This window comes from Polyangium mundeleinium (assembly GCF_028369105.1).
GTDB lineage: Bacteria > Myxococcota_A > Polyangia > Polyangiales > Polyangiaceae > Polyangium > Polyangium mundeleinium.
The window spans coordinates 11,876,879-11,897,007 of sequence record NZ_JAQNDO010000001.1 but is presented as its reverse complement, the minus strand read 5'-3'; the positions used below and the strand labels follow the sequence as shown (position 1 = coordinate 11,897,007).

At 69.7% G+C, this 20,129-nt stretch carries 16 protein-coding genes; 6 read left to right on the top strand and 10 right to left on the bottom strand.

The window, feature by feature from the left end; translation table 11 throughout:
* The first annotated feature begins 38 nt into the window (after positions 1-38).
* Both POL67_RS46965 and POL67_RS46960 read left to right on the top strand, forming a co-directional pair.
* A complete protein-coding gene (locus POL67_RS46965) occupies positions 39-1,187 on the top strand; it encodes a hypothetical protein (RefSeq protein ID WP_271928284.1) in 1,149 nt (382 codons plus the stop codon).
* Positions 1,188-1,829: 642 nt separating this feature from the next.
* Complete coding sequence (locus tag POL67_RS46960; protein ID WP_271928282.1) at positions 1,830-2,210, top strand: hypothetical protein; 381 nt, start codon at positions 1,830-1,832, stop codon at positions 2,208-2,210.
* 105 nt (positions 2,211-2,315) lie between these two features.
* Here POL67_RS46960 and POL67_RS46955 read toward each other — a convergent pair whose 3' ends face one another.
* The 7 genes from POL67_RS46955 to POL67_RS46925 all read right to left on the bottom strand — a co-directional run bounded on the left by POL67_RS46955 (position 2,316) and on the right by POL67_RS46925 (position 9,881).
* Positions 2,316-3,413, bottom strand: a complete 1,098-nt coding sequence (locus POL67_RS46955; protein WP_271928280.1) for a serine/threonine-protein kinase — start codon at positions 3,411-3,413, stop codon at positions 2,316-2,318.
* A gap of 8 nt (positions 3,414-3,421) precedes the next feature.
* Positions 3,422-4,048: a PE-PGRS family protein gene (locus POL67_RS46950; protein WP_271928278.1), complete on the bottom strand. Its 627-nt coding sequence runs from the start codon at positions 4,046-4,048 to the stop codon at positions 3,422-3,424.
* A 61-nt stretch (positions 4,049-4,109) separates the two neighbouring features.
* Positions 4,110-4,787, bottom strand: coding sequence for a dienelactone hydrolase family protein (locus tag POL67_RS46945; RefSeq protein ID WP_271928276.1), 678 nt, complete (start codon positions 4,785-4,787; stop codon positions 4,110-4,112).
* Between the two features lie 127 nt (positions 4,788-4,914).
* Positions 4,915-7,584, bottom strand: coding sequence for a serine/threonine-protein kinase (locus tag POL67_RS46940; protein ID WP_271928274.1), 2,670 nt, complete (start codon positions 7,582-7,584; stop codon positions 4,915-4,917).
* Between the two features lie 16 nt (positions 7,585-7,600).
* A complete protein-coding gene (locus POL67_RS46935; protein WP_271928273.1) occupies positions 7,601-8,248 on the bottom strand; it encodes a hypothetical protein in 648 nt (215 codons plus the stop codon).
* A gap of 98 nt (positions 8,249-8,346) precedes the next feature.
* Positions 8,347-9,300 (bottom strand): sigma factor-like helix-turn-helix DNA-binding protein, encoded by a 954-nt coding sequence (locus POL67_RS46930; RefSeq protein ID WP_271928271.1) that lies wholly within the window; start codon positions 9,298-9,300, stop codon positions 8,347-8,349.
* Positions 9,301-9,314: 14 nt separating this feature from the next.
* Positions 9,315-9,881: an O-acetyl-ADP-ribose deacetylase gene (locus POL67_RS46925; RefSeq protein WP_271928269.1), complete on the bottom strand. Its 567-nt coding sequence runs from the start codon at positions 9,879-9,881 to the stop codon at positions 9,315-9,317.
* 180 nt (positions 9,882-10,061) lie between these two features.
* On the opposite strand from POL67_RS46925, the gene POL67_RS46920 reads away from it, so the two are divergent.
* The 4 genes from POL67_RS46920 (at position 10,062) to POL67_RS46905 (ending at position 14,768) form a co-directional block, all read left to right on the top strand.
* Positions 10,062-11,969, top strand: a complete 1,908-nt coding sequence (locus POL67_RS46920) for a bifunctional homocysteine S-methyltransferase/methylenetetrahydrofolate reductase (protein ID WP_271928268.1) — start codon at positions 10,062-10,064, stop codon at positions 11,967-11,969.
* A 101-nt stretch (positions 11,970-12,070) separates the two neighbouring features.
* Entirely contained in the window at positions 12,071-12,652 is a 582-nt protein-coding gene (locus POL67_RS46915) for a hypothetical protein (RefSeq protein ID WP_271928267.1), read from the top strand.
* A gap of 94 nt (positions 12,653-12,746) precedes the next feature.
* Positions 12,747-13,823, top strand: coding sequence for a hypothetical protein (locus POL67_RS46910; RefSeq protein WP_271928265.1), 1,077 nt, complete (start codon positions 12,747-12,749; stop codon positions 13,821-13,823).
* A gap of 192 nt (positions 13,824-14,015) precedes the next feature.
* Positions 14,016-14,768, top strand: a complete 753-nt coding sequence (locus POL67_RS46905; RefSeq protein ID WP_271928263.1) for a hypothetical protein — start codon at positions 14,016-14,018, stop codon at positions 14,766-14,768.
* Positions 14,769-14,833: 65 nt separating this feature from the next.
* On the opposite strand, the gene POL67_RS46900 is transcribed toward POL67_RS46905, so the two are convergent.
* The 3 genes from POL67_RS46900 to POL67_RS53985 form a co-directional block, all read right to left on the bottom strand.
* On the bottom strand, positions 14,834-16,366 hold the full coding sequence (locus POL67_RS46900) for an NHL repeat-containing protein (RefSeq protein ID WP_271928261.1): 1,533 nt from the start codon (positions 16,364-16,366) through the stop codon (positions 14,834-14,836).
* 513 nt (positions 16,367-16,879) lie between these two features.
* The gene (locus tag POL67_RS46895; RefSeq protein ID WP_271928260.1) at positions 16,880-19,003 is read right to left on the bottom strand and encodes a S9 family peptidase; all 2,124 of its coding nucleotides are present in this window, start codon (positions 19,001-19,003) and stop codon (positions 16,880-16,882) included.
* 66 nt (positions 19,004-19,069) lie between these two features.
* On the bottom strand, positions 19,070-19,930 hold the full coding sequence (locus POL67_RS53985) for a universal stress protein (protein WP_271928258.1): 861 nt from the start codon (positions 19,928-19,930) through the stop codon (positions 19,070-19,072).
* Positions 19,931-20,129: the final 199 nt, after the last annotated feature.

Genomic DNA, 20,129 nt, shown 5'->3' with positions numbered 1-20,129 from the left:
CGATGGCTACTCGATTTATTTTTACGGCACCTTTTCTCATGAGCGTCGTCGTTGCGTGTACCGCGGCGCCTTCGATCAACCGCGATACGTGCGATCCCGAAGCACTTTTTCCGGATCCTGAGTGTGTCCCCGACGCCGGCACCGACGCAGGCGACGCCGACGCGAGCGACGACGCAGTCAACCCTGGGCCCCAAGCCATCGAATGCCCCGGTCGATGCGTCCCCGAGCCGAGCAGCGAATCGGCTGGAGATTGGCCGCGCACGACGATGCTCCTCTGGTACGGGCCGCGTGAACTCGCGCCCGCGAACTGCGACGAGGCGCGCAAGCTAGGCGGCTACAGCGATGACGTGGAGCTCTTCGAGAAGTACCGACGCTTCGCGTACCTCGACGCGCCGCCAGCGGCATGCGAGTGCTCGTGCCCGGCCTCGGAAGGCTCGTGCACCAAGCTCCCCGAGACGATCGAGGTCCGCGCGGGCACGTGCGCGGAGGACGGAGCCTCCGCGCTCCCTTTCGGCGGACCCGTCGGCTGGGACGGCTCGTGCACCAGCACGAACGCCCTGCCGGCGGGGGCTGATTGTGGCGGCGAGCCCTGCGCACAGTCCGTCTACGCCTCTCCGCTCCCGGGCCCGACGAGCGAGGCGTGCCCGGCGATCACGAAGCCGGCCGCGTTTACCAAGACCACGGATTGGCGCTGGATAGGCCTCGCCTGCGAGGCGAAGGAGCGCGAAGGGAGATGCGAGACGGCCACGCACCGATGCATGTACGATATGCCGTACCCGTTTCTCCAGTGCGTCGCGCTCAAGGGGATACACGACAAGTGCCCTGGCAACTACGACCGCTATGACCCCATCTACCTCTACGGCGAGGTGCCCATCGATACGCGCGGCTGCACGACGTGCGAGTGCGGGGGAAGCCCGGTCGGGAGCGGGTGCATCGGAAACCTGCGGTTTTACAGCGATGGCGCATGCACCACTGGGGCGAATACGGTGGACGTGGCGTCCTTCGACGAGCAGTGCACGAACGTCTTCCCGCCGGGCCGAGCACTCGGAAGCAAAGCCATCACGGACCTCGCCTACATCCCCGGCCTCTGCCTCGCGACGGGCGGAGAGCCCACAGGCGCAGCCTCGGAAGACCCCGCCGACGCCGTGACGTTCTGCTGCCTCGCGCCGTTCGAGTTCGCCGAGTAGGACAAGCCCCCACCTATTTATCACGTTCGTCGATCCGAATCGCCTCCTCGATCATGTAGCGCAGGTGAGGGGCGAGACTCGGGACTCCGGCGAATGCGCGCCAGGCTAAACCGAGGGCTCGACGCTCGTCCCTCCTGCCCGAGCCGAACACGGTCCTCCTGGCCTCGTAAACGAAAAGGCGCCGTGTTCGGCTTCGGGCGGGTTCTACGACCCGCAGAAGAGGGCGATGGGGGCGCGTGCACCTGGGCAAGCACCTCTCGCCTCCATCGTCCTCTCCTGCCGGTCGTTCGTCGTCGATCCGAGCCGGCTGCGCCGCGCGGCGTTTCCCCGTACGCGCACGCTTCACGCGACGCAGCCGCCTCGGGTCGGTGACTTTCCTGGAGGTAAACGATGAGCGCCGCACCGGACATGGATGACGACGACGCCAAAACCACCGTCATGGATCGGGCGGCCTTGCCCCCGGCGAGCGGAACGCGCGTGTCCGTCGCGCATTCCGAGCCGCCAAGGGATACGGTCGTGGATCCCCTCTCGCCTTGGCGCCGCGCACGAGCCGCGATTGGGACCGCGTTCCGCCACATCGGCCAGCGATTCCGGAAACCGCGTCTTTCCGACCGCCTGCCTGCGCTTCCGCCACCTCGGTCCATGACCGCGACCCGCGTATCCCCGGGCGGCGTCGGCCACGACGAGCGCGGCGAGCAGCTCCTCCTCGACATCATGCGCGCGGCGCGGTCCTACCAGGACGCCGCGGTCTACGTGGCGAATTACGCGATCGCCCTCCGGAAGCTTGGCGGCGACGAGTACGCCGAGGGCCTGGCCCATTTCGCGCTTTCACGTATGCGTCCGGATGCCGACGGGCACGTCTCCATCGCACGCTTGCGAGATAGGCTTCCCGAGCTGTCGCACTTGGGAATGCTCGTGCCCGCGCTGACGCGGCTGGAGGCGGCACGGCTCGTCGACCTCGTAGCAATGACGGATGATGCCGCACCGCAGGTCGACCGCGTGCGGCTTCGGGTTCCTTTGTGATCAAGCTGCGGCCCGTCGCCTTCGGGTACGACCTGCAATGGCGGGGGCAGATCATCGGCCGCATCAAACGCGAGGGCGAAGGGGGGCGGGCGCCGCCGCCCGCTTTTACTTCCAAGCCGGCGGCGTCATCCCGAGCTTGTTGTAGAAAAACTTCGCCGCCGTCCGCGAGAGCTGATCCTTCGGCTCGTACACGTCCGGCCCGCGCGACAGAAGCCCTGCCGACAGCGACCCGAGCCGCTTGCCCATGAGCCGCTCCAGGTCGTCGCAAAAAGCCTCCATCGTCGAATACCGATCCTCGGGCTTCTTGCGCAGCGCCTTCAGGATCACGCCTTCCGTGGCTCGATCGATGCTCGGCAGCACGTCCGAGGGCTCGCGCGGCGGCACGATGAGCTGCCTCGCCAGAAGGACCGCATAATCGTCCGCGCGGAACGGCAGCTCCCCGACCAGCATCCGATACATCATCACGCCGAGCGCATACACGTCCGACCGCGGATCCGACTTGTCCCCCACCACCTGCTCCGGCGGCATGTATTCGGGCGTCCCCACGGCCACCCCCGCCTGCGTGACCGCCTTGGCCGCTTCGAGCTTCGACAAGCCAAAATCGAGCACCTTCGTGTTGTAGGGCTCGCCCGGCTCGCCGACCAGAAAGAGATTGTCCGGCTTCACGTCGCGATGCACGATCCCCGCGCGGTGCGCCACCCCGAGCGCCGAGGCCGTGTGCGACAGCACCGGGAGCGCGATGTGGAGCTGCATCGTCGTCTCGCGACGCAGCCAATCCCCGAGCGTCTCGCCGAAGAGGTACTCCATCACGAGGAACGGCACGCCGTCCGGCCGCTCCCCCGTATCGAGGACTTTTACGATGTTTGGATGGGCGAGCGCGTTGGCCGCCTTCGCCTCCCGGTCGAAACGCGCGCGCGCGCCGGGCGCGCGGAGGTGCAGCGAATCGAGCATCTTGATGGCGACCGGTTCGCTCGTATTTCGATCGAGCGCCAGGTAGATCCGGGCCATGCCCCCCCGACCGATGAGCCCTCGCACCTCGTAGCGGCCTCCGAGCACCACGCCGGTCTCGGGCGTGGGCTTGGCGCGGAGCGCCGATACGTCGGGCGTCGCGACGAGCTTGGTCCCGTCGTACGGACAGAAGCGGTGCTCTTCATCCTCGAAACGCCTGAGACAACGTGGGCAATACATCGGTCCCCGTCCCATTCAACAAATCACGGCATCGCGCCGCCGCAGATCCAGTCCGACACCACCTGAATCTTGGCATCGGAAAGCGCGATGGACGGCGGCATCTTGTTTCCGGCGCATTTGTCGACGTTCATCATCTTGTCGATGATGTAGCTCTCCGAGGGGGCGCCCGGCTTGACGCGCATCCGCGTCTCGCCCGCGCATTGCTCGGCCGGCACGTTCACGAGTTCCGCGTGCGCGTTCGCGCTCGTCAGGTCGAGCCCCTGCTTCGGCGCCGCGCCCGAATGGCAGCCGCCGACGGCGCAGCTCGCCGACAGGATCGTCTGCACCTCCGCGAACGCGACGCTCGTCGATCCGCAGGTGCAAACGCCGCCCGCGCACGTCTGGCCCGGCGCGCATTGGTTGTCGCAGGTGCCGCAGTTCGCCGGATCCGTCATCGTATCGCCGCAGCCGCCGCCCGCGCCGCCGGCCCCGCCCATGCCGCCCATGCCGCCGCTGCCCGAGCTGCTGCTGCTCGAGCTGCTGCTCGCCGGCGAGCCGCCCGCGCCACCTTCACCACCGGCGCCGCCCGAGCCGTCCGGCTCGTCCGAGCACCCGGTCCCCGCAAAGCCGAGAGCCGCCGCGCAAGGCACGGCGAAAAGCAAAGTCTTCATCCACCGATTCGTCGACATCGACCGACCTCCAACCAAGTCATCCGAAAAGCGGCCCCTCGGATCAGCCGAGGTGCCGGTGCAAGAAAGCAATCGAGCGGCTCCAGGCGAGCGCGGCCGCCTCCGGGACGTACACGTCCTTGCGCGACTCGTGCGCGAACGCGTGCCCGGCCTCGTAGACGTGAAGTTCCATGGATTGCCCGCGCGAATGCATCTGCTCCATCACCGCGCGGGCGTTGTCCGCCCGGGCCCACTCGTCCTGGGTGGCGAAATGCGCGAGGATCGGCGCCTTGACCTTCGCGTAATCGAACTTGTCCGAGGGGGCGAGCCCGTAAAACGGCACGACGGCCTCGAACTCCGGCACGAGCGTGGCCGACGCGAACGAGAGCGCGCCGCCGAGGCAGAATCCGATCACGCCGACATGGCCGTTGCTGCGCGGATGCTTCTTCAGGTAGGCCGCCGCGCTGCCGATCTCGTCGAGCGCCCGCGGCCAATCGAGGCCTTCCATGAGCTTCTGCGCCTCGGCGGGGTCGACGGTCCAGCGCCCGTGATAGAGATCGGGGATCGCGACGAGGAACCCCTCGCGGGCGAGGCGGGCGGCGACGTGACGGATCTGCCCGTTGAGCCCCCACCACTCCTGGATCAGCACCACCGCGGGCGCCCGCTCCACGCCCTCGGGCGCCACGAGCTCACCCGGCGCTTCGGCCCCACGTTTCGTTGGAAATTTGATCGGTTCGTACAAGGTGCTCGCCTCCGTGCATCCTCGCGCAGCCGCGCGGGCGGGCGGAGCATAGCCTAGTTCGTCGTGGCGGGGGGCGGCTGTCGAGGTGGGGTGTTCAGTACGACAGCGAAACAACCCTGCGCTCACTTCACCGGAGCCACGCTTCGATCTCGGCGATCTGCGCCTCGGTGCCGGGGCGGCCGAGGGAGCGGAAGAGCTCGACGGCGCGGCGGGCGTGCGGGAGGGCCTGGGCCTTCGCGTGGCCTGCGCAGACCCACGCCTTCGCGTGCAGGAACTCGAGGACCGCCGCGTCCTCGGGCTCGCACGCGGACTTCGCGCAGATGGCGAGCGCCCGCTGCGTCTCGTCGAGGCCTTCGGCGCACGCGCCCTCCGCGACGTACACCTGGCCGAGGCCCGTGAGCGCGCGCGCGCGGTCCGGCGCATCGGGCCCGAGGGCCCGCTCCAAGGCCGCCGCCGACTCGATGTAACGAGCGCGCGCGTCCGGATATCGCTTCAGGCGGTAGAGCGCCTCGGCGAGGTTCGAGGCCGCACGGCCAATCCGCGGATGGTTCGCGCCGAGCGTGCGCTTGTATCCGGCGAGCGCCGCCTCGAACACCGGGACCGCCTCCGTGAAGCGGCCGGCGTTGCCGAGCGCCGCGCCGTAGGAATTGAGCGCCTGGAACGCGTCGGGGTGATCGGCGCCGAGCGCCGCGACGGAGAGGTCGTACGACTCCTTCAGCAACGGCAGCGCGTCGTCGAAGCGACCCTGGTGCAAGATCGCGCTCGCCAGATTGGAGAGCACGCGGGCGCGGCTCGGGTGCGCCGCGCCGAGCCGCTTGCGGACGCTCTCCTCCACGCGGCGAAAATGCTCCTCGGCCAGCCGCAGGTTGCCGCGGCGCGCCTCGATGACCCCGCGCACCGTGGCGACGCGATCGAGGAGCGGCGCATCGTCGGGGCCGAGCAGCGCGTCCGCTTGCGACGCCCATCGCTCGCCGTCATCGGGACGCGCGCGCAGGTACCCGACGACGTAGGCGAGCTCCGCGAACGCCTCGGCGGCGAGGGCGCGGCTTCCCACCCGGTGCGCGGCCAGCGCTGCGTCGAATATCTCGCGCTCGGCCTCGTCGAGGCGGCCGAGCGGCTCGAGCGTGCGCGCGTGCTCGACGAGGAGCGCGGCCCGCGCGGCGGCGGCGTTCGGCGGCGCCTCGCGCGCGAGCGCGCCCTGGGTGACACGCTCGGCCTCGGCGAATTTTCCGAGCTGTTGCAGGGTCCTTCCGCGCTGCACGTCGGCGCGGATCGCCACGCACGCCTCGCACGGCTCCGCGTCGGCAGGTCCGGCGCGGGCTGCCACGCAGGCGTCGAGCGGCGCCATTCGCTCGACGACGGACGTCGCGCGGTTGACCGCGTCGGCCCCGCCGAGCGAGAGCACCTCGACCGCGGCATCGAGCTCCGCCAGGCGTTCATCCAGGCACGCGACACGCGCGCGGAAGAGGGGATCGGGCTGCGGCGCTTCGACGAGCGCCTCGCACGCCTCGGCGCGCTCGGCCCGCCAGGCGGACGCGCGTGCCGAGACCGCGCTGTCGACGGCGCCAAAGGCCTGCGCGGCATACGAGAGGCCCGTGCGGTCGAAGCCCTCGCGCACCACGGCGCGGCGCGCCTCGTCCCACCCGGCCCGGTGCCGCTCCTCGGCGAGCACGCACGTCGGGTGACGGCGGACGGCCTCGTTCGGCCGCGCGACGACGACGACGACGACGACGACGAGGGCCAGCAAGGCCGCGCCGATCCGCATCGGGAGGCCGAAACGACGAGGCGCCTCGGTCGCGCGTTCGAGCGCGTCGACGAGCGCGGTCATCGAAGCATGACGTTCGCGTGGATCGGGATGGAGCCCGCATTGCAGCAGGCGACGCACGGCGGGAGGCACCGGCGACGAGGCCGGCGCGCGGGGCGCCTGCGCCCGCACGACCCGCGCGAGCTCGGCGATCGTGTGACCGGCGAAGGGGCGCTCGCCATGCAGCGCTTCCCATAACGACACGCAGAACGCGAACTGATCGGAGGCCTCGGTGGCCGGCGCGCCTTCGAGCTGATCCGGCGCCATGTAGACCGGCGTCCCGAGGAGCGCGCCCGTCTCCGTGAGGGCCATCTCGGTCGGCGCGGCCGCTTCGTCGCCGAGCCGTGTTTCGGCGGCCAGGCCGAAGTCGGTGACCTGCGCGCGACCATCGGCGCGCACGAGCACGTTGTCGGGCTTCAGGTCCCGGTGCACGACCCCGGCTGCGTGCGCCGCGGCGAGCCCGCGCCCGACCTGGATCCATAGCTGCACGATCTCGCGCCACGTGCGCGGTTCTCGCGTGGCCCATGCGCGGGCCGACCCGCCGGGGACGAACTCGAGCGCGATGAAAAACTGCTGCTCCCACGTCCCCACGTCGAACACGGTCACGACGTTCGGGTGCGACAGGCGCGCCAGCGTTTGGGCCTCGCGCGCGAGCCGCGCGCGCCGCTGCTCCTCCTCCGCGCCTGACCGCGACGAGAAGCGCAAAAGCTTCAGCGCCACCTTGCGGTCGAGCTCGGGATCGTAGGCGGCGAACACCTGCCCCATGGCGCCGACGCCGACCCGCTCCACGACGAGGTAGCGGCCGATCGCCGTCCCGCGTTGCACGAGGGCCGGGGGCTTCGGCGCGGCGGCCCCGCTCGCGCGCAGCGTCGCGGCCACCACGCGCCGGCAGCGGGGGCAGGTGTCGAGGTGCTCTTCGGCCTTGGCCAAGGCGGCCCCGTCGAGCTGCCCGACGGACAACTCGAACAAGAGGTTCTCGTCGAGGCAGGCCATCAGCGCGTCTTCTGCCTCAGGGCAAGACGCACTGCCCCAGCGCGTCGTTGCACTTGAATGCGCTCGGGCAATCGGCGTTGTATTTGCACGGCAGCCCGCCGCACTCGGCGCTCGCCTCCACGCAATGCCCCGTGGCCTCGTTGCAGCCCGCGTCGCCCGAGCAATCGGAGTTGTACATGCACGCGGCGCCGTGACACGCCGGGGTCGCGACGGCGATGCGGCAATACGAGCCGAACCCGTACTCGTCGCGGCACACCGTGCCGACGAGCTCCGGCTCGCCGACGGCGTTGCAGGCCCAGTCCCCGGCCTGCGTCTTGCCGAGGCAATCGGTCTCCGCGACCCACTTGTCCTGGCATAGATCGGTCTGCGTCTTGCTCATGATGTCGACGCACTGGGCCGTCGATGTGAACCAGGCGGGGCAGCCGGCGAGCATCGTTTTCTCGCAGTAGACCTGGAGGCGCTCCATTTCGGTGATGCCGCTGGGCCCGGACGACGTGGACGACGAGCTGGAACTGGAAGAAGAAGAAGAAGACGAAGACGAACCAGGGCCGCTCCCGCCCTCGCCCCCGCCCCCGCCCTCGCCGTTGTCGGAGCCGGAGCTCCCGGTGCCGGCGCTGCAGGCGAGGAGGAAAGCGAGAGGGAGCGACCACACGAGTTGTTTCACGACGAGACTCCTTGGTGACGTGGAGGAACACCGCGGCCGGTGCACATGCACCCCGCACCAAGGGACAGGTCGCCTCCGATCGAGGTCGCAACAAATCGTCAGGTCGCATCAGGCGGGGCCTCGGCGCCGTGGGACTCGCGCAGCAGGCGGGACAGGCTGAGGTCGAAACGGCTGAGCACGCCGCCGAGCAGGCTCTCGAGGTCGTCCGGGCGCAGGCGCAGGCGGCTGGCGAGCGCCTGCCGGGTCCGCGTGGCCAAGAGGTCGCGCGCGGCGCCGAGCCAGCGGGCCACGGTCGCGCGATGGGCGCCGTACATCGGCGCGATGTCGTCGATCGAGAGGCCATCGAGCAAGCTGAGGCGCAAAAGCGCGCGGTCGCGCGACGAGAGCGTCGCGAGCGCCTCCCGAAAGGCCGCGCGAAAGTGCTGCTGCTGGTCCAGCCGGCAGAGCCCCGCCTCCACGTCGGCGGCCTCGGGCAGCGCGGCCAGCGCGTCGTCGTCGTCCTCGATGGGCTTCGCCGCGGCCTCGTCGTTCGCGAGGAGGTGGACCGCGACGGTGCGTACGAACCCGCCGACGGGCCCGCGACCGGCGTACAGCGCGAGCTTGGGGGGGCCGTGAAGCTCCGTGAGCAGGCGCGTGCGCGTCCGTTGCAGCATCTCATCGACGCGCGCTTCGTCGGCGCGCATCGACAGCGCGCGTCGCGCCGAGGGCAAGACCTCCCGCTCGAACGCTTCGAGCGCCGCAGGCACGCCGCGCAAGCAAGCGGCGGCGAGGTACAGGCCGCCCGCGTCGATGGCATCGAGCTGCGCCGCGAGGGGCTCGCCATCGCGGAGCTTGCGGGCCAGGTGACCGAACCACACCTCGTCCTCGATCTGCACCGCGGGCCACGCCTCGCGGCCGCGCGCCGCTGCCCGCGCGAGCGCGGCTTCGGCCCGCGCGTCGAGCGCGCCACGCAGCGGCTCGGGCAGGCCCGCCTCGAAGGCTCCTCGTGCAATCCTCTCCTTCTCGATCACGGCGCCATTGTTGCACACGTCCTCCCCGCGACCACCGCGCATGGCGCCGCGCCGGATCAGGGGGTCCCGCCGAAGACATCGTCGGCTGCGCGCTCGAATGCCGAAAGCGCGCGCGCCCCGAACAGCACCATCCGCACGAAGGACGGCGCGCCGTGGGCGCGCAGGTCGTCCCGCACCGCCGTGAGCGACACGCGCGCGGCCTCGTCGAGCGGATAGCCGTACACACCCGTGCTGATCGCGGGGAATGCGATGGACGACAGACCCTGCTCGCGGCAAAGGTGCAGCGCCTCGGTATGACAGCTCGCGAGCAGCCCCGGCGCCCGCGCGCCCTCGCGCTCGTACACCGGGCCGACGCAGTGAATCACGTGCCTTCCGCGCAGGCGGAACCCGGGCGTGATCACGGCCCCGCCGGTCCGCAAAAGGCCACCGGGGAGGGTCTTTTTCACCTCGCGGCAAGCGGCGACGAGCTCGGGACCCGCGGCCCGGTGAATGGCGCCGTCCACGCCGCCGCCGCCGAGCAGCCCGGCATTTGCGGCATTGGCAATGGCGTCGACGTCCTCGGTCGTGATGTCACCTTCGACCAGGGAGACTTTGCAGGGACCCACGGCGAACTCGCGCGGCATACGTCGCTCCTTGTTTCGGGGGACGTACGATACGGTAGGATCGCCCCTTTGGCACATGAATGAATGGGCGTGGTCCCGGGGGAGGGGGCCGGACGAGACGAGGAGGGGGTCCGGAAGACAGGCGAAAGGGGGGCGCTCGTTCGGCCGCCAACGACATCTCCTGTGCTAGGGTGCGCCGCGATGTCGAGCGCCCCGCCTGCCCTGACCCCGAAACCCACGCGTTTCCTCGACGCCGTTCGTCGCGGCGTGCTCGTCGTCGACGGGGGCATGGGGACGCAGATCTACGAGCGAGGCGTCCTCTTCAACGTCAACTACGAAGAGCTCGTCGTCTCGCGCCCGGAGCTCGTCCTCCGCATCCACGAAGACTACGTGCGCGCCGGCGCCCAGGTGGTCGAGACCAACACCTTCGGCGCCAACCGCGTCCGGCTCGCCCGCCACGGCTACGCCGACCGCGTCCGCGAGTTCAACGTCGCCGCCGCCCAGCTCGCCCGCAAGGCCGTGGGCGACCGTGGCCACGTCGCCGGCGCCATTGGCCCGAGCGGCCTCGTGTTCGCCGCCTTCGGCGAGGACGACCGCACCCGCGTGCGCGACGCCTTCCGCGAGCAGGCCGAAGCCCTCACCGAGGGCGGCGCCGACGTCCTCCTGCTCGAAACGATGCGCCAGCCCGAGGAGCTGTTCCTCGCCATCGAAGGCGTCCGCAGCGCCGTCAGCGACGCCTTGCCCATCGTCGCCCATGTCTCCGTCGACGCCGACCTCACCCTCTCCGACGGCACGCCCGTCGCCGACATCGGCGCCCGCCTGCGCGACGTCGGCTGCAATGTCATCGGCGTCAATTGCTCCGACGGCCCCCAGGTCGTCCTCGCCGCGATCGAAAAACTCCTGCCGCTCGGCATTCCGCTCTCGGCCATCCCCAACGCCGGCATTCCCCGCCGCGTCGACGACCGCTTCATTTACGTCTCCACGCCCGAATACTTCGGCGTCTTTGCCCGGAGGCTCTGCAAGCTCGGCGTCCGCCTCATCGGCGGCTGCTGCGGCACCACCCCCGAGCACGTTCGCCGCATGGCCGCCGCCGCGCGCATGGAGGCGAGCGCCGCCGCGGGCGCGTGCGAGGATCCCGGTCCCCTCTGGGTCGGGGTCGCCGATAGCAGCATTCCCCCCGAGCCGCCCGTCCTGGTGATCGGCCAGCGGCCCGTCGCCACGGCGGAAAAGAGCAAACTCGCGTCCAAGATCGGCAAGAAGTTCGTCGTCTCCGTCGAGGTGAACCCGCCCGTCGGCGTCGACCCCACCTCGGCCATCCAGGCCGCGAAGATGCTCGTCACGGGTGGCGTCGACATCATCAACATCGCGGACGGCGCGCGCGCCCAGGCGCGCATGTCGAACCTCGCGCTCGCCGTGCGCATGCAGGAAGAGCTCGGCGTCGAGACGCTCTTGCACGTCTGCGGCCGGGATCGGAACCTGCTCGGGCAGGTCGCGCACCTCCTCGGCGCCCACGCGCTCGGCATTCGCAACCTCGTCGTGGTCACCGGCGATCCCCCCAAGATGGGCGATTTCCCGGACGCGACGGCCGTCTACGACCTCGACTCGATCGGCATCCTCCGCCTCGCCTCCCGCCTCAATGCCGGCATCGATCCCGGCGGCAAGCCGCTCGGCGGCGTCACCTCGTTTTTCTGCGCGACGGGCGCCGAGCCCGCGGCCTTGAACTACGAGCGCGAAATGGAGCGCCTCAAGCTGAAGAAACGCGCCGGCGCCGAATTGATCATGACGCAGCCGGTCTACGACCCGAACGTGCTCGATCGATTCTTGAAAGACGTCGAGCCCCTCGGCCTGCCCGTCCTCGTCGGCATCCTGCCGCTCGCGAGCCACAAGAATGCCGAGTTCCTCCACAACGAGGTCCCCGGCATGCAGATCCCGCGGGACGTGCGCGACCGCATGCAACGCGCCGGCAGCGGCCCCGCCGCGCGCAAGGAGGGCGTCGCCATTGCCCGGGAGATGCTCGCGGCGGTGCGAAATCGCGTCGCGGGGGCGTACATCATGCCGCCGCTCGGGCGGTACGAGCTCGCGCTCGAGGTGATGGACGGGATCGTGTGACCCCGGGGGGGGCGCCTCGACGTGCCGGGCTTTGCCTCGCCATGGCCTGGCTTGCCCTCGCGGGGTGTCGAGGCGCGTCTTGCGCGGCCCCTCGTGAAGAGGTGACGATCACACCCGCGCCGGATCCGCCGAAACGTATCGAGACCGTGGTGCTCACCCTGGAGGGCGCGCACGTGACGAGCCTCGTCGCGACGGGCAAAAACGACCTTCTCGTCGGAGGGAGGTTCTTTCGCCAGGCGCGCATCGGCGATCACACGGTGCACGGCGATCCCGCCGACGAGCTCGGCCACGTCTTTCTTGCGCGCGTGGTCGATGGGCAGGTCCAATGGGCACGCGTCTTTCCTGCGATGAGCGTCGCGCTCGCACGGTCCTCCGACGGAATCCCCTGGGCGGTGCTCACCTACGAGCGTCCGATCGTGCTCGGCCCTCATCGGTACGTGCCGCGGGGCCGCGCGACCGAGGATTACGATTGGAAGGGGCCGCTGGACCTGCTCCTTTGGCGTGTCGATGCGACGGGCGCATCGGCGCAGAATGAGTCGGGCCCGCGCTCGGTAGGCTGCTCTCCAAAGAGAATCTTCACGAGGAAGCCGCTCCCCGGGCCATCGGACGGCCCCTCGGGACGACCTCTTTCGCGCGTACAGTCCCGGGCGGAACGTGGCTCTTTTCGGTCCGCATTGGCCTGAGGGCCCATTCCAGGTGAGCCCGACTCTCGTGCGACGCGGCGCATGGCGTAGACTTTCCGTTTAGGCTCGCAATGGGCCGGGGGGAAGGGAAACGATGCGTGCAGAGAGCGCGGCCCGCGTGCTCGTGGCCATGGTTCCGCTGGTACTCTTGTCCGCATGCCAGGCGGGGCGGAGCTCCACCGCCCAGGACGCGCGGGCGCCGCCGCCCGCGAAACATGGCCCTCACGCGCCGCCCGTGGCCTCCGCGGAGCGGCCATGCCCGCTCCCGTCCGGCAACCCCTTCTGCCCTCTGAACAGCGCCTTCCGCGACGCTTACGCCGAACGCCGCGCCGCCATGCTCGCGGCATCCGGACCGGTGCTCGTGCAATCCGGCGATACGCTCGTGCTCCTGCATCGTGGCGAGCGGCTCGAGCGGCCGGCCACGAATGAACGTTATCACGAGCTCAAGGCCGTGGCGCACGTGCCCTTTGCTCTCTATTTGCTGCTCGTCGGGGTGGACGGCCCGATCGACGTGGCGCTGCTCGGCAAGCTCGTCTCGTACAAAGCCCTCGTCGAGGCGGCGCTCGCCACCATGGACGGGAGGTTTTCCGACCCGGCGCAGCACGAGCGACAGCGGCGCATCCTGACCCGCTCGCTTTCGTGGATCGAGCGAGTCACGCGCGAAAAACGCCTGACGTCGAGCGAGCTCGGCGCGTTCGTCCGCTCGCAGCGCGCCGACGTCGTGCAGAACGTGAAGGACGCCGCCTACCAGAATGTCATGACCTTGCATGCGCAAGTCACGGCGCTTTCGGCGCGCATGACGCCCGAGGAGCGCGCGCGGCTGCAGGTGGTCATCGGGACGCCGCACATGGCCCGCCCCGGGAACCTGTCGCTTCAATACTTCGCAGCCTGGCTCGGTGAGCCCTCCGCCGGTCGCAACGCCGACGAGCGCGTCGCCGAAGGGGCGCGTATCATCGTGGCCGAGAACATTTTCGATACCGACCGCTCGGCCGCGCTCGTCGGGACGCACCTCGTCGATCGAGCCGCCGCGGCGGCATTTTTCGACGAACCCTTGCGCCTCGACCGGGACCTCCTGTCGGACGCGGCCGAGGAGGTCATTCGCGCGCTCTTCGGCGGCTCACCTGCGCAGGGAACGCCGCCACGTGCTTCGCCGCACCTTGCAGGGGAATGACGCATTCGTATGCGCTGGTGACGTTCGTGTCGATGACGCGTCGCGCCGCGCGCGAGGGCCGTGCCGCGCGCCGGCGCTGCGCGCGGCAATCGCAGGAAGGGGCCTCCGGTGAATTCGTGAAATTTTGCCCTGCGTACGGTGTGTGTTTACCGTTGCCTGCTCGAACCTTCATTCGAGCGGAAGGGGCCATTGATGAGCCGGATGCAGCACTCCTTGGTTGCGGCTGTGACGTTGTGTATTCTTTTCGCCTCTACAGGCTGCGGCACGAGTGCCGGGCCGTGGGACGAGGACGCGCTCGGCGCGACAGCGGATGAGCTGGGGGCGGGCTCTTGTGTCTTCTCCTGGGACGGTTCGGAGATCTGCCCCCTCGGAGGGGCGACGATCGCGCCCCCCGATGCCGCCGGCACGATCCGCGTCGGGAACTTCGCGAAATCCGGTGCCGGTTTTTCGACGTCGTTTTCTCCGACCACGGAATGGGTGCATGCAGGGAACATGATCCGCTCCGCCGGAGGTGGGAATTCCATCACGTTCACCGATTCATCGAGCGGCACAGTGGGTAGCTCGGTCAGCTTCGTTCAGGTCGGTACAAGCGACACGTTCCGCGTCACGCCCAGCTTCAAGGACGCTCAGGGGAAGGCGGTTTCGTACAATGTTCGGGTCCTGCTGCACGGGCAGGTCGTCGCCGAAGAGCAGGGGGTCCCGGGCGCCACCGACTTTCATGTCGTCATCAAGGACGCCAGCACGATTCCCGATCTCTTTTGGAGATACATGCACATCACCCTCAAAGGCGAATACACCATTCCGATCGCGATGCCCGCGGGCCAGACGACCGTCGGTGATGCCATCGAGGTCTCTCCGCACAAGTCCCCAGCGTTCGTTCTACCCGTCTCCAAGGTGGCTGTGACGGGGACCATGAAGGCCTACGAGATCTTGCCGACGAAATGACGCCACGTTCGGGGTCCTGACCACCGGAGCGGGCGGTCAGGACGGGGGAACTTGCCGCAGCAGGACTAGGGAAGAATCTTCACGAGGAAGCCGCTCCCCGGATACTCGGACGGCCCTTGCATCTGCGACACGCCGTTGAAATCGAGCGTCGACTCGAAGTATCCCGTGACGTAGATGTTGCCCTGCGGGTCCATGACGAGATCGGAGGCGTCCTGGTGGCTTTCCGTGCCGGAGAGGGCGGTGCTGTAGAGGTGGTTTCCTGACGGATCGAGCTTGACGACATAGGAATCCCGCGTCCAGTGGGGGTTCAGGTTGTCCAGGATCCCTCCGCCGAAATCGAAGCGGCCGACGAATTGGCCCGTGAAGGCCACGTTGCCTGCCGGGTCGACCGCGAGATCGTTGAAGTTCATCGCTCCCCCCTCGATCTCATCCGGGGAGATGAACTGCCTCGCCCACATTTGCGCGCCCGAGGCGCCGCTGAATTTCGCGACGTGGATGTCGTTCAGCGAATAGCCATTGTTGGGCAAGCCCGCGGCGAGGATGTTGCCCGCGGCATCGAAGGCGACGCCATCCATGTCCGTGTCGACCGGCAGGCTGAAGAGGGTATTTCCCGCGGCGTCGAGCTTGACGAGGAATCCGAGGGTCGAGCCCGACAGGGGACCCTTGCCGAAATCGGGCTGCCCCTCCCGTCGTCCCACGATGGCCACTTCGCCCGCCGGGGTCACCGCAATCGCCCACGGCCTCACCTCGTCGCCGTCCGCGAGGGTCGTGATCTTCTTGCTGAAGATGTGCTCTCCGCCGGGGCCGTATTTCGCGAGGAAGAGGCTATCGTCGAGATAGAGGTAGCCGCCGCCGAAATTGATGCCCTGGGGATCGATGCCCGTGACCAGCACGTTCCCTGCTGCGTCGGCCGCCATGTAACGGCGACTGTACGCGACGCCGTCCGCGTACCCGATCTTCTTGGCCCAGAGGCCGTGGCCCGAGCCGTCGAGCTTGGCCACGAAAGAATACCCATGGCCCTCGGCGGTGAGGGTCACGCCGTCGAGATCGAGCTCATACTTCATGATGCCGCTCAGGAGCAGGTTGCCGTCGTCGTCGATGGCGAGCCTGTCGACGCGCTCTACCCCATCGCCGCCAAAGGCCTTGGCGTAGAGGATCTGGCCTTGTGCATCGAACCGCGCCAGGTACATCGCGCTGGGCGCCGGCGGGACGAGCGGGCCCAATCCGAGATCGATCGTCTCGTGGAGGATCCCTGCCACGTAGACATTGCCTGCCTTGTCGATGGTGATCTGCTGGCCGTCGTAGTCGGCGGGCAGCTTCTTGCTCCACGCCATGACGCCGGGATTGCTGCTGCCGCCTGCGCCGCCTTGCCCACCGTCGCCGCCTGCGCCGCCTTGTCCGCCTGCGCCGCCTTGTCCGCCTGCGCCGCCTTGCCCACCCGCGCCGCCTTGCCCGCCCGCGCCGCCTTGTCCGTCTGGGGTCCCTTGTCCGCTGGTGCCGCCGCAGGCTGCCGAAAGCACGAGGCACGCAATGCCGAGGGCATGGATCCCCGGCAAGACCAGACGAAGGCTCTTTGAATTCGTACGAAAGGAAGTCACGTGATTGGCTCCTGAAGATGAAGATCGACGACTCCGCCGCGTCGACTCGGCAGTCGTAGCGCCCGAAAGGCCGGGGGAGAATGCACGTCGGCACCCGACGGCCGTGCAAAAATCCACAGCCTCTGACCGTGCATCGCCTGCGGGCGACCTCTGGGAAGGCAGGGCCGACCTCTGGGACGTTGTGGGCGACCTCTGGGAAGCTGCGGGCGACCTCTGAGAAGCCGCGGGCGGTCTCTGGGAAGCCGCGGGCGGCCTCTGGGAAGCCGCGGGCGGCCTCTGGGAAGCCGCGGGCGGCCTCTGGGAAGCCGCGGGCATGTCTTTGAGAAGCCGCGGGCGGTCTCTAGGAAGCCGCGGGCGGCCTCTGGGAAGCCGCGGGCGGTCTCTAGGAAGCCGCGGGCGGCCTCTGGGAAGCCGCGGGCGGTCTCTAGGAAGCCGCGGGCGGCCTCTGGGAAGCCGCGGGCGACCTCCGAGAAGCCGCGGCACGCCTCGAACCCGGCGCGCGCCCTCTCAGACTCAGTGCGCCGCGTACCAGGCCGCCCAGGTGGTCCAGAGGTGCACCTGGTGGGCTGGCTCCCCGAAGCCGTGGGGCTCGCGGGGGTAGCGGTGGAAGCGCACCTCACAACCGATGTCGGTCAGGGCACGGTAGAGGAGCCAGCCGTTGATCGGGGGCACGCGCGCGTCCTCGTCGCCGTGCGCGATCAACGTAGGGGTGACCACCTTGCTCACCGAGCGCAGCGGGTTCGAGTCGGCGAACTCCTCGGGCTGCTTCCAGGGATTGCCGCGGAACTCCCATTCCGCGGCCGCGCCATGGTTGATGTCCGAGTTCGCATACTGCGCCACCACGTCCACGACCCCGGCGCCCACCAGCGCGGCCCGGTAGCGGCGCGTGTGGCCGATGGTCCATGCGGTGACGAATCCGCCCCAGGACCAGCCGCCATAATAAAGCCGCTGCGGATCGACACGCCCGGCCTTGATGAGCGCGTCCACGCCGCTCTCGATGTCGGCGAACTCGACCTCGCCCAGCCGGCCCCGGTTCGCCGCGTAAAAGGCCTGCCCATACCCGAAGCTGCCGCGGTAGTTCGGGCGCAGGACGGAGTAGCCGCGCGCCGCCATGTACTGCGCGAACGGGCTGAACCCGTCCTGGCTCACGTCGTCGGGCCCGCCGTGCGGGTAGACCAAAAGCGGCGCCGGCCCGGCGCCCGCGTGCGGCGAGACCGTGAGAACGCCCTCGATCTCCATGCCGTCCGCATTCTTCCAGCGCACCACCTCGCTCTTCGCGAGCGTCCATCCCGCCACGCGCGGCGCTTGCGGCGCGACCACCTGGAGCGCGCCGGTTTGCAGGTCGACCACCGTCGGCGCGTGGGGATCGGTCGGCGCGGACGAGACGGTCGCCGCAAACCGCCCCGATCGGTCCGTCGTGCCGAGGGGGCCGAGGATACGCGTCGTCCGGCCGAGCTGGGTGGCGCTGCCACCCGCGGCGGGGATGCGCACGAGCTTGGTCCCGGTCCGCTCGGCGACGACCAGGGTCAGGTTCCGGCTGTCGCCCGACCACGCGAAGCTCGTGATCGTCGCGTCGAGCTTGTCCGCCAAGTCCCAGGAGCGCCCGCCCGCGACTTCGTACACATGGAGCGCGTTGAGCATCGAGAGCGTGTTCTTGCCGCTGTGCACGGCCAGGTGGCGCCCGTCCGGCGACCACGCGAGGCTCCCGAGCGGCCGCGGCTCCCGGGTCAGCTCGCGGACGAGGGCCCCGTCGGCGGCGCCGAGGATACGCACCGAGTGCGAGATGGCCGCGTCATGGGGCTCCGCCGACGGCGAGGTGATCACCGCGAACGTCCGCCCATCCGGCGACCAGCGGAACGTGATCACGTTCTCCTTGCCCGACGTCACCCGCCGCGGAACCTTGCCGCCCCGCGGAAGCACCCAGAGCTGCGACGACCTGAAGTGGCTGGCCTCGTCGACCACGCCGCCATTGCGCCAGGTGGCCTCTTTCTCGGCCGCAGTGAGCGGCGGCGCGGCCGTGAAGGCGAGGGCGCGCCCGTCCGGCGAGAAATCGTAGTCCTCGAATTCGAGCTCGCCGAGGTCGAGCACCTCGGCCTCGCCGCCGTCGAGCGGGAGCACGTGGATCTTGCGCCCCTTGCCCTGCGCGCGCACGAACGCGACGGCGCGCCCATCGGGCAGCCACCTCGGGTTTCCGACCGATTTTTCAGCCCGCGTGAGCTGCCGGGGCGTCCCACCCGCGCGCCCCACCACCCAGAGCTGCGCCTCGGACTTCCAGCCGCCGGACGTGTCGCTGTCCGAGGGCTGTGCGTCCGGGTCGAGCCGCGTCTCTTTCACGACGTAGGCGACCTGCTGCCCGTCCGGGGAGATGCTGACGGCCTGGATGCGCGGCAGGGACGCGACGTCCACCGCGAGCGGGCGCGTCTCGGGGTGCGTCTCCGCCGGGAGCGTGGGCACGGCGGCCGGCGCGGAGGCGGCGGGCGCGGCGGGCGTGGCGGGCGTGGTCCACGGGGGCAGCGCGGCCGCGCTCGGGGAGGCGGGGGCCGTGGACGTCGCGGAAGGCGTGGCGGGGCCCGAGGCAGGGGCCGCGCCGCAGCCGAGGAGGGCGAGGACCAGCAAGGTCGGAAAACGCGTGCGCATGGCGGACGGACGCTAGCACGCCCCCGACGAAGAAGGCCCACGCGGAGACGCCCACGGGCGCTCGCTTCAGCCGGTCGTCGGGCGCACGATCAGCACGTCGCTCGGCAGCGTGGCGAGCAGCCGCAGGGCCACGCTGCCGAGGAGGGCGCCAAGGAGCCCGGTGCGGCCGGCGGTGCCGAGCACGACGAGGTCGAGCCCGCGTGTATGGGTGAGATCGGACAGGAGCACGCCGGGGTCGCCGTATTCGCAGATCAGCGGGATGGCGTGGCCCGTTCCGGCGTTCGCGCGGAGGTTCGCGACGAACGCGAGTCCCTCGTCCGTCGCCCGGTGATGCGCCGCATCGCGCGCGGAGATCCGGTCGTCGATGTGTCCCTCGAAGAGGACGTCGTAGGCGTGGAAGAGGCTGATCTTCGCGCTTGCCGGGAGCAGGGGGAGCGCCGTCGGCAGCGCGCGCTGGGAGCTCTCGGAGTAGTCGGACGTGAGCATCACGTTCCGGTAGGCGTCGTGGGGCCGCGACTTCACGACGAGCAGCGGGACCCTGGACTTGCGGACGATCTGCTCGACGGTGGTGCCGAGGAGCATGCGCCCGAGCGTCTCGCCGCGCGCCACGCCGGTCACGACGAGATCGGGCTCCAGCCGCTCGATGGCCCCGAGGAGGACCGACGCCGGATCACCTTGCTCCACCACCATGTCGACGTGGACATCCGGGGCCTTGGGCATGTCGGCGCGGATCTGCTGCAAGGCGAGCTGCGCGGGGGTGAGCGTCTGGCGCCACGAGGGGAGGTCCGTCACCGACGGCGATTCCTCGAGCGCATGCACGACCGTGAGGCTCGCGTGCCACGTGGAGGCGAGGAGGGCCGCGCGGTCCAGGGCGCGATCACAACGGCAGCTCAGGTCGGTCGCGAGGAGGATTTTCTTGCGCGTCACGAGGTCTCCATCGTTTGTGGTGCAACGACTTTATCGAAACACGTCCAGGGCGGCAACAGTCCAAGGAAGGTTTTCCCGCTTGACCGCACCTCCGCGTTGGCTCCGTTGCGATTTTCCTGCGGAAGATGCGCTCCCCGCCGGGACCGTATTTCGCGATGAAGGTTGCTCGCAGCGGTGGGAAACCGCGTCGCGGGGGCTT